General features: G+C 44.3%; 14 protein-coding genes and 3 pseudogenes. 10 read left to right on the forward strand and 7 right to left on the reverse strand.

Annotated elements, in window-relative coordinates:
- Positions 1 to 249 precede the first annotated feature (249 nt).
- Positions 250 to 664 (reverse strand): annotated as a pseudogene (locus tag RBH91_RS15150) (YjdF family protein).
- A 215-nt stretch (positions 665 to 879) separates the two neighbouring features.
- Between RBH91_RS15150 and RBH91_RS15155 the strand changes: the two are divergent.
- Entirely contained in the window at positions 880 to 1,068 is a 189-nt protein-coding gene (locus RBH91_RS15155; RefSeq protein WP_307892104.1) for a hypothetical protein, read from the forward strand.
- 204 nt (positions 1,069 to 1,272) lie between these two features.
- On the opposite strand, the gene RBH91_RS15160 is transcribed toward RBH91_RS15155, so the two are convergent.
- Positions 1,273 to 1,764: a YozF family protein gene (locus tag RBH91_RS15160; protein WP_307894769.1), complete on the reverse strand. Its 492-nt coding sequence runs from the start codon at positions 1,762 to 1,764 to the stop codon at positions 1,273 to 1,275.
- A gap of 316 nt (positions 1,765 to 2,080) precedes the next feature.
- Between RBH91_RS15160 and RBH91_RS15165 the strand changes: the two genes are divergently transcribed.
- The 3 genes from RBH91_RS15165 to RBH91_RS15175 all read left to right on the forward strand — a co-directional run bounded on the left by RBH91_RS15165 (position 2,081) and on the right by RBH91_RS15175 (position 3,750).
- Positions 2,081 to 2,365: a YrhK family protein gene (locus tag RBH91_RS15165; RefSeq protein ID WP_076763489.1), complete on the forward strand. Its 285-nt coding sequence runs from the start codon at positions 2,081 to 2,083 to the stop codon at positions 2,363 to 2,365.
- Between the two features lie 63 nt (positions 2,366 to 2,428).
- The gene (locus RBH91_RS15170; RefSeq protein ID WP_076763487.1) at positions 2,429 to 2,683 is read left to right on the forward strand and encodes a YciI family protein; all 255 of its coding nucleotides are present in this window, start codon (positions 2,429 to 2,431) and stop codon (positions 2,681 to 2,683) included.
- Positions 2,684 to 3,402: 719 nt separating this feature from the next.
- Entirely contained in the window at positions 3,403 to 3,750 is a 348-nt protein-coding gene (locus RBH91_RS15175; RefSeq protein WP_076763482.1) for a DUF4064 domain-containing protein, read from the forward strand.
- A gap of 42 nt (positions 3,751 to 3,792) precedes the next feature.
- Here RBH91_RS15175 and catA read toward each other — a convergent pair whose 3' ends face one another.
- On the reverse strand, positions 3,793 to 4,443 hold the full coding sequence (gene catA / locus RBH91_RS15180) for a type A chloramphenicol O-acetyltransferase (protein WP_307892105.1): 651 nt from the start codon (positions 4,441 to 4,443) through the stop codon (positions 3,793 to 3,795).
- Positions 4,444 to 4,675: 232 nt separating this feature from the next.
- Here catA and RBH91_RS15185 point away from each other — a divergent pair, with 232 nt between their 5' ends.
- Positions 4,676 to 5,236 (forward strand): bifunctional transcriptional activator/DNA repair enzyme AdaA, encoded by a 561-nt coding sequence (locus RBH91_RS15185; RefSeq protein ID WP_307892106.1) that lies wholly within the window; start codon positions 4,676 to 4,678, stop codon positions 5,234 to 5,236.
- A 6-nt stretch (positions 5,237 to 5,242) separates the two neighbouring features.
- The gene (locus RBH91_RS15190; RefSeq protein WP_307892107.1) at positions 5,243 to 5,764 is read left to right on the forward strand and encodes a methylated-DNA--[protein]-cysteine S-methyltransferase; all 522 of its coding nucleotides are present in this window, start codon (positions 5,243 to 5,245) and stop codon (positions 5,762 to 5,764) included.
- Positions 5,765 to 5,866: 102 nt separating this feature from the next.
- Here the strand turns inward: RBH91_RS15190 and RBH91_RS15195 are convergent.
- Positions 5,867 to 6,055 (reverse strand): annotated as a pseudogene (locus tag RBH91_RS15195) (aldo/keto reductase); the annotation flags it as partial.
- On the opposite strand from RBH91_RS15195, the pseudogene RBH91_RS15200 reads away from it, so the two are divergent.
- Both RBH91_RS15200 and RBH91_RS15205 read left to right on the forward strand, forming a co-directional pair.
- Positions 6,050 to 6,223: pseudogene (locus RBH91_RS15200) on the forward strand (winged helix-turn-helix transcriptional regulator); the annotation flags it as partial. The pseudogenes RBH91_RS15195 and RBH91_RS15200 overlap by 6 nt on opposite strands.
- 76 nt (positions 6,224 to 6,299) lie before the next feature.
- The gene (locus tag RBH91_RS15205; protein WP_307892108.1) at positions 6,300 to 6,965 is read left to right on the forward strand and encodes a Type 1 glutamine amidotransferase-like domain-containing protein; all 666 of its coding nucleotides are present in this window, start codon (positions 6,300 to 6,302) and stop codon (positions 6,963 to 6,965) included.
- 231 nt (positions 6,966 to 7,196) lie between these two features.
- Here RBH91_RS15205 and RBH91_RS15210 read toward each other — a convergent pair whose 3' ends face one another.
- Positions 7,197 to 8,030 (reverse strand): uroporphyrinogen-III synthase, encoded by an 834-nt coding sequence (locus RBH91_RS15210; RefSeq protein WP_307892109.1) that lies wholly within the window; start codon positions 8,028 to 8,030, stop codon positions 7,197 to 7,199.
- 104 nt (positions 8,031 to 8,134) lie between these two features.
- On the opposite strand from RBH91_RS15210, the gene RBH91_RS15215 reads away from it, so the two are divergent.
- Positions 8,135 to 9,091 (forward strand): cupin domain-containing protein, encoded by a 957-nt coding sequence (locus RBH91_RS15215; RefSeq protein ID WP_307892110.1) that lies wholly within the window; start codon positions 8,135 to 8,137, stop codon positions 9,089 to 9,091.
- 58 nt (positions 9,092 to 9,149) lie between these two features.
- On the opposite strand, the gene RBH91_RS15220 is transcribed toward RBH91_RS15215, so the two are convergent.
- Together RBH91_RS15220 and RBH91_RS15225 are read right to left on the reverse strand one after the other, a co-directional pair.
- On the reverse strand, positions 9,150 to 10,112 hold the full coding sequence (locus RBH91_RS15220) for an ABC transporter substrate-binding protein (RefSeq protein ID WP_307892111.1): 963 nt from the start codon (positions 10,110 to 10,112) through the stop codon (positions 9,150 to 9,152).
- 86 nt (positions 10,113 to 10,198) lie between these two features.
- Positions 10,199 to 11,089 carry a LysR family transcriptional regulator gene (locus RBH91_RS15225; protein ID WP_307892112.1) on the reverse strand — a complete coding sequence of 297 codons (891 nt, stop codon included), beginning with the start codon at positions 11,087 to 11,089 and terminating at the stop codon, positions 10,199 to 10,201.
- 121 nt (positions 11,090 to 11,210) lie between these two features.
- On the opposite strand from RBH91_RS15225, the gene RBH91_RS15230 reads away from it, so the two are divergent.
- Complete coding sequence (locus RBH91_RS15230; protein ID WP_307892113.1) at positions 11,211 to 12,431, forward strand: MFS transporter; 1,221 nt, start codon at positions 11,211 to 11,213, stop codon at positions 12,429 to 12,431.
- The last annotated feature ends 94 nt before the right edge of the window (positions 12,432 to 12,525 follow it).

Below are 12,525 nucleotides of genomic sequence, written 5' to 3' on the forward strand. Positions count from 1 at the left end.
GGAACTCAGCAATTTATATTCGAATATGAGAAAGCAGCGGGACAGGAAGAGACGAATTCAGTACATTTGATTGGATGATGGAAGGAATGCTGGATAAAGCTAAAAAAGAAAGCCGTCAAACGGATTTGTCATGGAGTATTTCTGCAGGAAAGTTGAAGAAATAATGAAGAAGGCCCTCAATATTTGAGAGCCTTGAACAGCTTTGTCTACGGATCGTAGTACATAACGGAAATATTCTGAACCTTTCCGCTACTTTCCTCTATGCTTAGCTTTAGCCTTTTGTTTTCTCAAAAGGTGTTTTTGTTCTTTTTCTGCCTCCCGCTGCTGTTTATTCAAGCGCTTTTTCTTTTCTTTAGTTGCTTCAAGGTCCTGTTTCATTGCTATTCTGAGCTTTGGTAGATATCGGGGCATTTTTCATTTCTTTAGAAACTTGGCGCTGCAATCTTTTTGGATTTATCTTCCCTTTAGCTTCAGCTTCTATACGAATTCCTTCTTGTTCAGAACGGGAGACGATCTGGAAGAGCTGATGATGGACAAAATCCAGTACTTCCACATCTTTCGGCTCCTTGCCGAACATATGGCGAAATGCCCTGAGCCTGCCTTCTTGCACAACTTCAATGATCCCTACATAGAACTGGCCGTCATAATAAATCGTTAATTTCATAACGATTCCCTCCTCATCAAAAATAACCGAAGAATGATGGACATCCCGAGGAGGGGAAGGTTACTGACATGATAAAATGCATCCGGACTACCAACCGAATCGTGTTTTTTCATTCTCCAATATCAATTTAGCAAACTTTGCAATCAAATGAAAGGGGGTTTTGGTTGGCGCACTTGCAGAGTAAAATATAGACTGATAACCAGAGGAGGGAAACAATGGATAAAACAAGAATGAGCTTATTGGTGCTCTTGACTCTATTGATCAGTTCGATTTCGATGGGAATATTCGCTTTCAATTTTTTCAGCGCAGATGACATCGGATTCGCCATAATGTTTACGGTTTTATGCGTCTTTCTGCTTTCTGCGGCTATTTACGGATTCATGAGGGACCGCTCAAAATCATGACCTCATCCCCAAAATGAAGTGTCCGCTTGATCAAAATAGACCGATTTTAGAACAGTCTCAAAGTTAAAATAAATATCCCAGACATCCAGGTCAATGCGTCAAGAACGGTGCAGCTGATATGAAGGCGGAGTTTCATCATCAGGTATTTGAAAAACGCCTTGCTGTTCAAAACAGAAAAAGGCTGTGGGTTGCCCGACACCCTTTTCATTTGCGGTCATTTCCGGTGAATGTAAATGTCTCTTTCAAGGCTCTCCCTTCGCTCCCCTTTTCTGTCCAAATGATGTCCACTTCTAATTCAGTCGCTTTTTCGGCCAACAGTATATTGTTGTAGCGGACAGGCAGTCCCTTATTCAAGCTTTTTGCTAAAGAAATCGCCTCTTCATTATCGTCGCTTTGATGACGCTTGCCGAAAAGTGAAAACTTAGTTGCAGAATGCGGATGATTTCTAAATAAATGAATTTCAGCAGCGGCTGCATCACCACCGATTTTCTTAACCTCGACAGAATACGTTTGATATTTGCCTTTCTCAGGTTTGGCCAATCCCTTCTCTTCCTTAGCCTTGCTAATCGCAACCGCCCATTGGTTTGTGGCTTGTTTGACAGGCAGTTCTTTAAAGGTCAGAGCTTTTGTTTCCGCAGCTTGTGCGAAAAAGCCCGCAAAACATAATGTACATATTGTAAACAGGATTTTTTTCATCATGGCAGAACCTCCAGCATTATATTTTTCAATATGTTATCCCCGTTTATATGAACTATGCATGCAGCAGAATGAGCCCCGAATCGATATCTTCCGGCTCATTTATTGAACAAATAATCATTTTTCGAGTTTAGAAATCGCATTCTCCTTTTCCAAAGGTCTGTAAACCGGAAGCTTTAAATCAGGTGCATCGTATATTTTGCTCCATATACATCATACAGGCCAAGGGGTGTCGACCGCGATTGATGCGGTATGGGTATGTTTATAGACGCTTTCAAAGAGGGAAAGAAACAAGAGATGGGAGGGGAAAGAAGCTGTGTCAAAAGAAGCAAATGAGCTAAAGGAGAAAATCAATCGATACGAACAGTTTTTCAAAAAAAGATATAAGGTACTTTATACATTGAACGATTTTATCATTGGCGTTTTATTTTTTGTCGGAAGCTTTTTCTTCTTTTTTGATCAATTAGAGCCGGCGGGAATTTGGCTGTTTGCGATCGGAAGCCTTCAGCTCTTAATCAGGCCGACGATCCGTTTGATTCATGATGTTCATTACAGAAGGCACATTAAGCATCAATACAGGTATCAACCTCCAGCCGATTAGTTTTTATTATTGATTTTCCTTTTTGTGCTAAAATAGAGGTACTTTTTTGGGGAGGAATCTATGATGAAAAGATATTTACTCATGACAACCCGGACTGAAAATTTTAATGATACATATGTACCGGCTCATTATGATTTTTTAAATCGGCTAAAAGCGGAAAACCGCTTGGAGATGTACGGCCCTTTTAGCGATAAAACCGGCGGCGCCTATCTCGTCCGAGCTCATTCTTTTGAAGAAGCAAAAAAAATCGGAGAGTCTGATCCGCTCATTGAAAACGGCTCTTCCACCTTGGTTATTAAAGAATGGCTGACAAAATAAAGGCCTGGCTTTTTACAGTCGCTGCATAAGTGAAATAAGCCTTTCTCATTTGAGAAGGCTTATTTTTATTCCTCAAGGTAGATCCATTTAAGGATGCATCGTTTTAATTTCTCACAGATCACCACGACCAAGAACCACGTACTTCCTCTAGAGGGAATTTTCTCTCAAATATCCACATCTCATGATCTAATTAAAGAAATAGAAGCGGCAGCCGATGTTACATTCGGGTATTTAAGCTCTGAAATGATCGTTTTTCCAAAAAAACGGTTGAAAAAATGGGTAATTCATCCTATGATAATAGAAGTGTTCATTTGACTGGAGGTGTTGATCAAAAAGTTTTTTGCCCCTGTTTTTTAGTGTTTGTGCTTTGATAGCATCCCGCTCGGCTGATGATGTTTTAAAACGGCGGTGATCGTTCATCATTCTAAACAGCAGCCAACGGCTGAAGTTTAGGAATCAAGGATTACGTGGTATCAACATCTACATACAACCGATACGTTTATTTCATTTTTATCCTGATCAAGGTTATATGCAATTATAAACAAACATATTTTTAAGTGGATATGATGCTTGAGGCAAAGTACAGAGAGCGTTAAACAGTTCCGTTCCAAAGGGCAAAGCAATTGGCAGTGAAACATCACATTCAATATTGGCGGTTTTTTAGAAAAAATAAACCTGTATCCATTTCAGTACAGGCGAAACAGAGGAGTTTTTACATCATGAAAAGAACGACGGAATTTGTATTAGGTTTAATAGGCGGTATTTTCGGTTTTATCGGAGCTTTTATTGCATTGATGATCGGCGGCATCGATGCATCATTCAGTTCATCTGGAACAAGTCAAATCATTGGATTAGGCTGGGGAGCGGTATTCCTCTCCATTCTCGGCATTGTTGCCTCTGTCCTGGTGAAAAGCAAACCGAAGCTTGGCGGTATTTTACTCATTGTTTCTGCTGTCGGCGGATTTATTTGTATTTTTATGTTCTACATTTTACCGGGTGTCCTTCTGTTGATCGCGGGCATTATGGGATTGGTGAGAAAAGAGAAAACAACTTCTACAGCCGCATAATGAAGGAAAGAGGCCGGGTGAAAACCCGGCCTCTTTTTTTCATCAAACCAGCCATTCCTCACATGAGTCAGCCAGCCCCTGCAAATCATTCATAAAAACACCTGCATGGTAACCGTCACATACTGCATGGTGAACCTGCAGAGAAACGGGCAAAAATGTCTCTTTTCCGTCTGAAAAGAATTTCCCGTTTGTAATAATAGGAAGCAAATGACCGCTGCGGGCAAGGTTCAGATTGAAGCTTGTAAAGGGAACCCATGGAATGGAGGAAACGGAAAACACGTTGGCAGGAATGTTTTCCTTTGCCCATAGTCCTTTTTTGTCTCCAAATTGCTCCATGTCCTTCAGATAGTTATGATAAAAACGCGAAAATCGACTAGAATATTCCGTCCATACGGCAGAAAAGGTTTGATCCTCTTTATGAAAGATCGTATAACAAGGATTCATCTGATCCCAATAACCGAGCTGCCCTTTTTCATTAAATGAGGTTCTAAATTCAGCATAGGAATGAACAACCCTTGACACCATGTAGATAAAAGCAGGATAAAGCTTGATGTTCTTCTGACGCAGCACTTCCAGCAATACGGTTATATTGACGTTTGCCGTGATGCTGAAAGAGCATTTCCCTTCTTTCATGTAGTGTTCAAAATAAGGTTTTCTATTCCAGTGCTCCAGATTGATTGTTTGAAAGTTCATGTTTCATCCTCCTAAAATCATAAAATGTCTATTTTAGGAGGCAAATTTCTCTGACTTCAGCAACAGTCTCACCTCGTGTGCCTTTTCCTAAGTGTAACCCTTTAAAGATTCACAATCAATTATGGAAAGGCTTTTGAAGTGATCTCTTTTCTTTGTCATCTTGCGCTTCCATTCTTTGAACACACACATTTGGCTTTTTTCAGGTTATACTGACATACAGCGGGGTGATCGTATGAATAGCCAATCCGGCTTGACGCCTGAAAAGTGGCGGGCGATTGTTGGGAACGATTCAGCTTTTGACGGAACGTTTTTCTATGCGGTGAAAACAACGGGCATCTTTTGCCGGCCTTCCTGTAAATCGAGAGTTCCACAGATTGAAAATGTACGGATTTTCCCGGATGCACAGCAAGCTTTATCAGCAGGCTTTCGTCCTTGCAAGCGCTGTAAGCCGGACGGGCCGCTGCTTCCCAGTGAAGAGCTGGCGGTAAGAGCTGCACACATCATCAGCGAACATTTTCGTGAGCCGTTGACGCTCACAGCTTTAGCCGAGTTGTGCCATGTCAGTCCCTTTCACCTGCAGCGGACATTTAAACGAATCAAGGGTGTTTCTCCCATCGAATATATTTGGGAGAAAAGAATCTCCAAAGCGAGTGAGCTGCTCGTCTCTTCAGATGAAGCAATTGCAGAAATTGCTGCGAAAATAGGCATTCTGAATGCGGACTATTTTGCCGCGCTGTTTAAAAAGAAGACGGGACAAACGCCGACGGAGTACCGGCAAATAAAACAGGGGTGATAGCATATGTCCGAACAAATCATCTATTGGGGTCTGCATGAATGCGGACCGTGGAATCTCTATCTTGCGGCAACATCGCAAGGGCTTTGTTATACAGGTTCAGATCATTTTGAAAAGCTGGCCGCCTGGGCTCAAAAAAGATGTCCGTCCCATATTGTCATCCGCGATGATAAAAAGCTTGAGCCGTATGCCGATGAATTGACAGCGTATTTGAGAGGGCGGCGCAAGTATTTCAGTTTGCCTGTTGATCTTTACGGCACACCCTTTCAACTGTCCGTCTTACATGCCTTGCGCGAGATTCCTTATGGCAGAACAAGCTCATATACGGAAATCGCCGAGCATATCCAAAGACGGGGCGCTGTTCGGGCCGTGGGGGCGGCGATCGGCGCCAATCCAGTATTAATCGTGATCCCCTGTCATCGGGTCATCGGAAAAAACGGTAAATTAACGGGATACCGGGGCGGCTTAGAGATGAAACAGCATCTGCTCAGACTGGAAGGCAGCGGTACCGGGGAATGCGGAGCTTAGCCTAAAACAAACACCGTTCGAAACTTCGAACGGTGTCTCATTTTAAAAATCAAAGTTGTCAGGATCAGGGCCGATACGGGTGTTTTCATTCAATCCGGCAATTTAAATCATTTCCTCGGCCGTCAGTTCAAAGCCGAATATATCGGCGTTTTCCGCAATCCGCTGCGCTTTTGTCGATTTTGGAATTGTGATGACGCCGTTTTGCAAGTCCCAGCGCAAAATGACTTGGGCAGCGGTTTTGCCGTGCTTTTTGGCGATTTCCTTCAGAAGCGGATGATCGAGCAGCTGGTTCCTCCAAAAGTGGAATATGAACTCAGCGAATACGGATGGACGCTGCAGGGCATATTGGACTCGCTTTGCGCCTGGGGTGAAAAACATATTACAAAAGTATACGGAGATAAATTTGCTGTGTTGGAGGACAGTGTCCTGAATGATAAATTGAAGCAGGATCATGAATGAGGTTACGATCAAACAGCAGTTCGTCAAATGATTGGCAGATCGCTTTTTTAAAACAGCAAAGGGCTGGAGGTTTTTTATGGGAAAATTGTTTCTTTCCGGAGGCGGAGATGCAGATCAGACGCAAGCATTGGATCGGCGTTTTGCAGAAGAAATCGATCAAAATAAGCCTTTATTATATATTCCTATTGCCATGGATGCCTCACGATTTGACAGTTGCTTCGAGTGGATCAACAAAATGTTGAAGCCGCTGGGCATAGAAAACATTACAATGTGGACGAATGTTAGAAACAAGAGTATACAAGATTTAGATGCTTTTTCTGCTGTTTATATCGGAGGAGGAAACACATTCCATTTACTTAAAAGTTTGATGGATTGTCATGTTATCGATATTTTAAAAAGCTATGCAGAAAAAGACGGCATCATCTATGGCGGAAGCGCAGGCGCCATCATTTTGGGCAAAAACATCATGACGTGTTCCCATATGGATTGTAACAATGCTGGATTAAACCATTTCAGCGGATTAAAGCTGACAGAAGAATACTCGATTTGGTGCCACTACAAACAGGAACATGACACGTTAATTAAAAGATTTATGACAACCTTTCAAACTCCGGTGATTGCTTTGCCTGAAGAAACAGGAATTGCCGTCAACGGTCAAGAGATGCAGGTAATTGGAGTCAGGCCCGCCTATGTATTTAGTGATGTAAACAAATCCGTTGTCCATGAGAATCATTTTATATAAACAAGGGAAACCCTAATGTTTTAGCCCATGGAAAACTTGGCGAAATGAATACAATCTTTTAGTCCCCGCAGCCGATTGGGTAAATTTACGGAAGTTGATTTTATGCGATTTTGAAATGGAAAATATCCAAGCTCTTCTTCATCAAAACTTAGGTTCTATTAAACTAAAAAAAGCCCTGGCAAGAGGGCTTTTTTAAACGGTCTTTGACGAGCAGCACCGTATGATACAGCGCTAAACTTCCTTCCCGCTCAGATCCTTTTCCGCTTCATAATGCCGGGCCAGCTCAACAATCATCGCGCCCATCCGCTCAAGTTCAGGAGCGAGCAGCCGCTTCACTCCTTCTTCTTTTAATGCCTCTGCCGTCACTTTTCCGACAGCAGCTGCCAACACATGATCCTGAAAGGATTGGACAATTTTTTCTCCATATCCTTTTTCCCTCGCGAACTTGAAAAGCGAGCGGACTTGAACGGCCGTTGTGAAGCAGACCGCATCAACTTCATGATTGAGCAGCTCCTCACACAATAAAGCGACGGTTTCTTGATCTGGCGCGACATGCTGATATGGAAGAAGCGGGAATACAGATGCGCCCTTCTCTTCCAAAAATGTCAGCAATGATGGTGCGTTTTCGCCGTGGAGCTGGACCATGACCCGTTTTCCGGCAAAATCATGGGATGCAAGCGATTCGATCAGCCCCTTCGTCGTGCCGTCTTCATCCGCCGCAATCGGTGTGATGCCAAGCTTCTTTAAAGCAGAAATGGTTTTGTATCCTCTTGATGCCGCTTTCGCCTGGCGGATCACCTTAAGAAAACGCTCGCCGATACCGAGTTTCTCGGCCAGGCTGACAAGTGTCTCCGTTCCGATGCCAGTCGTAAAAATCACCCAGTCGGCTCCTGTTTCAACAAAAGCCTGCAAATCAGGCCCGACTTTTTTGTCTGCCAAAAATACGGTTCCCTGGAGGGAGCGGACGACGGGGATTCCGCCTTGCTTTTTGATGAGTGTGCTCATTTCCTCAGTTTTTCGAGATGCGCCGATGGCAATTCGCTTGCCGTTCAATCCTTTTCCCACAGACAATCCCTCTTTCTGTATCGTTTTATTTCCACACAGGAGTTTACTAACATCTTCCAAATGAGATATGATTGAATTATCAAAAAATAACAGGAGGTTTTTTCATGTCAACTCATCCTCAATTTGAAACCAGAGCCGAGCATTTGACGAAACATGCCCGTTTTTTCGAGTATACCACTGCCTCTGACCCGATTGGAAGCGGAATAATCAGTCAGGTGCCTGTAAAGGAATTCGGTCCTGAATTATACCAGTCCGGCGAAACGAGGATCATCCCATTGGACATCTCCAAGGAGCTCAAAACAGATTATCCTGCGTCAAGCCCTTCCCTCCTCGCCCATTTCCTCAAGATTCGTTCGGGTGAGACGGTCAATACTGAACCCCATGCGACAAGCGAATTATATTACATCATTGGAGGTGCGGGGAGGACTGAAGTGAACGGAGAAGCGATTGACTGGAAAGAAGGAGATTTTTTAACCTTGCCGGCAGGCTCAAGCAGCCGGCATACCGCAACAGAAGATGCGGCAATCTATTATATTACCGATTCACCGCTCCTTCATTATTTAGGAGTGAGACCTGCAGAAGCACGCTTCAAACCAACGCTCTACACCGCTGAACAGGCAAAAGCCAAATTAGCTGAAGCGGCCGATTCCCCTGACGCCCATTTACGAAACCGGATTTCCGTTCTATTAAACAACGATACATTCGATCAAACGTTGACGATCACCCATGTTTTATGGGCGATGTTCGGGATCGTTCCGCCCGGCTCCAATCAAGCGCCTCATAGCCATAAATCGGTGGCTCTTGACTTTGTCGCCTATGCCGCTCCCGGTACGTACACACTGGTCGGAACCCAAATCGATCCTGTCACAAAGGAAATCATTGACCCCATAAGAGTGGACTGGGTGACCGGAAAAGCCTTTATAACTCCGCCTGGGCTGTGGCATTCTCATCATAATGAATCAGATGAACCGGCATACATTATTCCGATTCAAGATGCAGGCCTGCAAACCTACCTTCGCACATTGGATATTCAATTTCAGCATTACGGGGGAAAAAGATGAGGAAAGGTTGCAGCGGGAAGCCAGCGTGTGAGATGCTGATTTCCCGCTGTTTTTCAAGCTACTTTTCAGCCTGCTTTTTTTGCTTCACGATCATGTCCGCAATTTCTTCGGCCTGTGCTCGAACGGCGTTTGGATCATAGGGCCAGAACCTGTCAGGGTCAAGGAAAAATACCCGGCCTTTTTTCACTGCGTCAAGCGACTTCCAGACTGGATTGTCCTGATCAAGGGTGCCGTTGTAGGATTCATCGACAAATATGTAGTCTCCGGCATATTTCGGGAGGACTTCGAAGGAAATGACCTTGTATCCGTCTGCCGCCTCAATGGCATCTTTTTTGACCGAATCAGGCGGTGTCAGCCCGAGCTGTCTATAGATGGCTTCTCCTCCCCGATACCCGTAAGCGCCATAGACATACAGCGATTTTGCATAGGCGCCGATTAAAGAAAATGTCTCATCTTGAACAGCTGCGTTTTTGATTTTCGCACGGGCTGCTTCCATTTTTTGATTGAATGTTTTCGTCCACTCTTCAGCTTCTTTTTCTTTGCCGAGCAGTTCGCCGAATGTTTTCATTTCTTCGCGGGCATCTTTAAATGTGCCGAACGGATAGACGACGGTCGGAGCGATTTTTGACAGTTTTTCATAGACTTTTGAATCGTTGTTCATCGACACGATCAAATCGGGTTTAAGCTCAAGAATTTTTTCCACAGACACGGAAACACCGTCTTTTGCTCCGATATTTTTAACACCGGATACTTGATCTTTAATATAGGGGCTTTTAAGGTATTTTCCCGTTTCTCCAAGCGGCTTGATTCCAAATGCCAGCACTGTTGCCGCATACCCTATCGTAACGACCCGCTTCGGTTTCGCGGGTACTGTAATATCCCCGTTGACCGTTTCCACCACTCTTTTTTCTTCCGCGTTTTTCCCTGAGGCTTCTGTTTGAGTCTTGCTTTGGCATGCTGAAAGAAAAACGGCAAAAGCGAGCAAAAGAGCAAATACAGCAAAATCATACTTCCGATACATAACAAACCTCCCATTGATAACGATTATCATTATCAATATACACGATATTCATTTCAATGGGAAGTTTTTATTTTACCGCTGACTGCTCAGGCCTTCTGCTTCCGCCGGTAATATTCGATAACAAACTGTTTAAAGTTGGAAGCCGCAGGCGATAAATATTGGTCTTTTAAGACGGCGAGGGCTATCGTCCGTTCGCATTTGTAATCCGATACGCGGCAAAATGCGACAGGAGAATGGACATGCTCCGCCGTTTTCGGCAAAATTGCGGCCCCGAGTCCCGCTGATACAAGCCCCAAAATCGTCGAAACCTCTTCCCCTTCAAACGCAAGTTTCGGATTGATATTCAAGTCCCGGCACATTTGATCAAAAACATAGCGAAGCCCATATCCGGGCTTAAAACCGACAAAATCTTCATCCGCTATTGTTTTGATCGCGATTTCTTTCCGGCCTGCGAGCTGATGATCGGCGGGCAGCACCAAATAAAGCGGTTCTTTATCCAAGACCGTCCAATCAAGCAGTTCGTTCGGCAGCGGCGGAGAACTCAGGCACATATCGGCTTCTCCCGTCTCCACCATGTGCTGAAGCGGTTCATTCGCAGCCTGATAAAGTCGGAAAGCAACCTGCGGATACTGCTGTTTAAATTCGGCTATGATCTGCGGCATCAGCCGCGATCCGAGCGTATGCAAAAAAGACACGGAAATGTCGCCGCAATCGGGGTCTGCACTTTGTCTGACCCGCTGAACACCTTCATCAAGTGCAAGGCGCGCTTGCTTTGCTTTGATGAGAAACAACTCGCCATACTTTGTCAGCCGGACAGATTTCGTTTTTCTCATCAATAAAGGAACGCCCAGTTCTTCCTCAAGTTTCTTGATGGATCGACTCAAGGCCGGCTGGGAAATGTTTTGTTCCAATGCGGCTTTTGTAAAATGCCGATGTTTGCTTACGGCAATAAAATTGTCGATTTGATAGAGCTCCACTGTCCCACCCCTTCTTTCATAACTGAAACGCATGATAATCATAATTATTATAAATTAGACACATTACAATTGAAAGCGTAGGATGGATCATAGATCAGCACTGACGAAAAGAGGGACCACCATGAAATACATTCAGCCGCATACGAAGGATTATCAAAAAGCAAGTATTGCTTTATTTATCAGCGGTTTTGTCACTTTTGCGACGTTGTATACTACACAGCCTCTGATGCCGATGTTTGCTGAGGAATTCGGCATATCAGCGGCGGCGGCAAGCTTAACATTATCCATTTCAACGGGCATATTGGCATTTGCATTACTTACAGCGGCAGCATTGTCGGACGGATTCGGCAGAAAAAATATCATGACCTTTTCGCTTTTTGCAACGTCCATTCTCGGCCTCTTGACAGCGTTTAGTCCAAGCTTTGCCGCACTGCTTGTGATGAGAGGTCTGCTCGGCTTTGTTCTGGCAGGGGTGCCGGCCATTGCGATGACTTATGTCGGTGAAGAATTTGATCCGAAAGGGCTCGGCAAAATGATGGGGCTGTACATTAGCGGCACTAGCCTGGGAGGCATGAGCGGGAGGCTTTTAACCGGCCTTTTGACAGACCTATTCGGTTGGAGGGAAGCGCTCGGAATCATCGGTGCGCTATCTCTGTTATTAAGCTGTTTGTTTTGGCTATTGCTCCCTCGGCCCCGGCGCTTTGTGAAAAAACAAACCAATGTGAAAAAGATGTGCCTCGCCTATGCTGCGGTTTTCGCAAATAAACGGCTTCTGCTGATGATTTCTCTTGGTTTTTTATTGATGGGCAGTTTTGTGACGCTGTTTAATTACATCGGGTTTCAATTGATGGAGCCGCCGTATCAATTGTCACATACGGTCATCGGGCTGATCTTTATCGTTTATTTGGCGGGTACGTTCAGTTCTGTCTATATGGGAAAGAAAGCCGACAGCTTAGGAAGCTCATTTATGTTGAAAATGGCCATCGGCATTATGGCCGGAGGCGCCTTGCTTACACTACTTCCCCAGCTCCTGCTGAAAATAGCCGGTATCGCTGTTTTCACCTTCGGATTTTTCGGAGCGCATTCGATCGCCAGCTTCTGGGTTGGCCAATCGGCAAATGAACAGCGCGTTCAAGCCTCTTCTCTTTATTTGCTCAGCTATTATCTCGGCTCCAGTCTGGCCGGTTCATTCGGAGGGTTTTTTTGGACTCATTTTAAATGGACGGGAATCATCGCTTTCATTATGGGATTGCTTTTTCTTGCTTATCCGGTTATTCTCTTTGCCGGAACAGAACAATCCAAAAATATTTCGAACCGACATAAAAGCCAGACTCCAAGCTAAACTTTCTTCAAAATATGCCGATACATAAATCAAAGCCTGCATGGCAATTCCTTCTGAAGATCAGCCGTTTTTAGAAAGTTTGAATGCAGCCGGT

This window comes from Bacillus swezeyi (assembly GCF_030908325.1).
GTDB classification, from domain to species: Bacteria; Bacillota; Bacilli; order Bacillales; family Bacillaceae; genus Bacillus; species Bacillus swezeyi.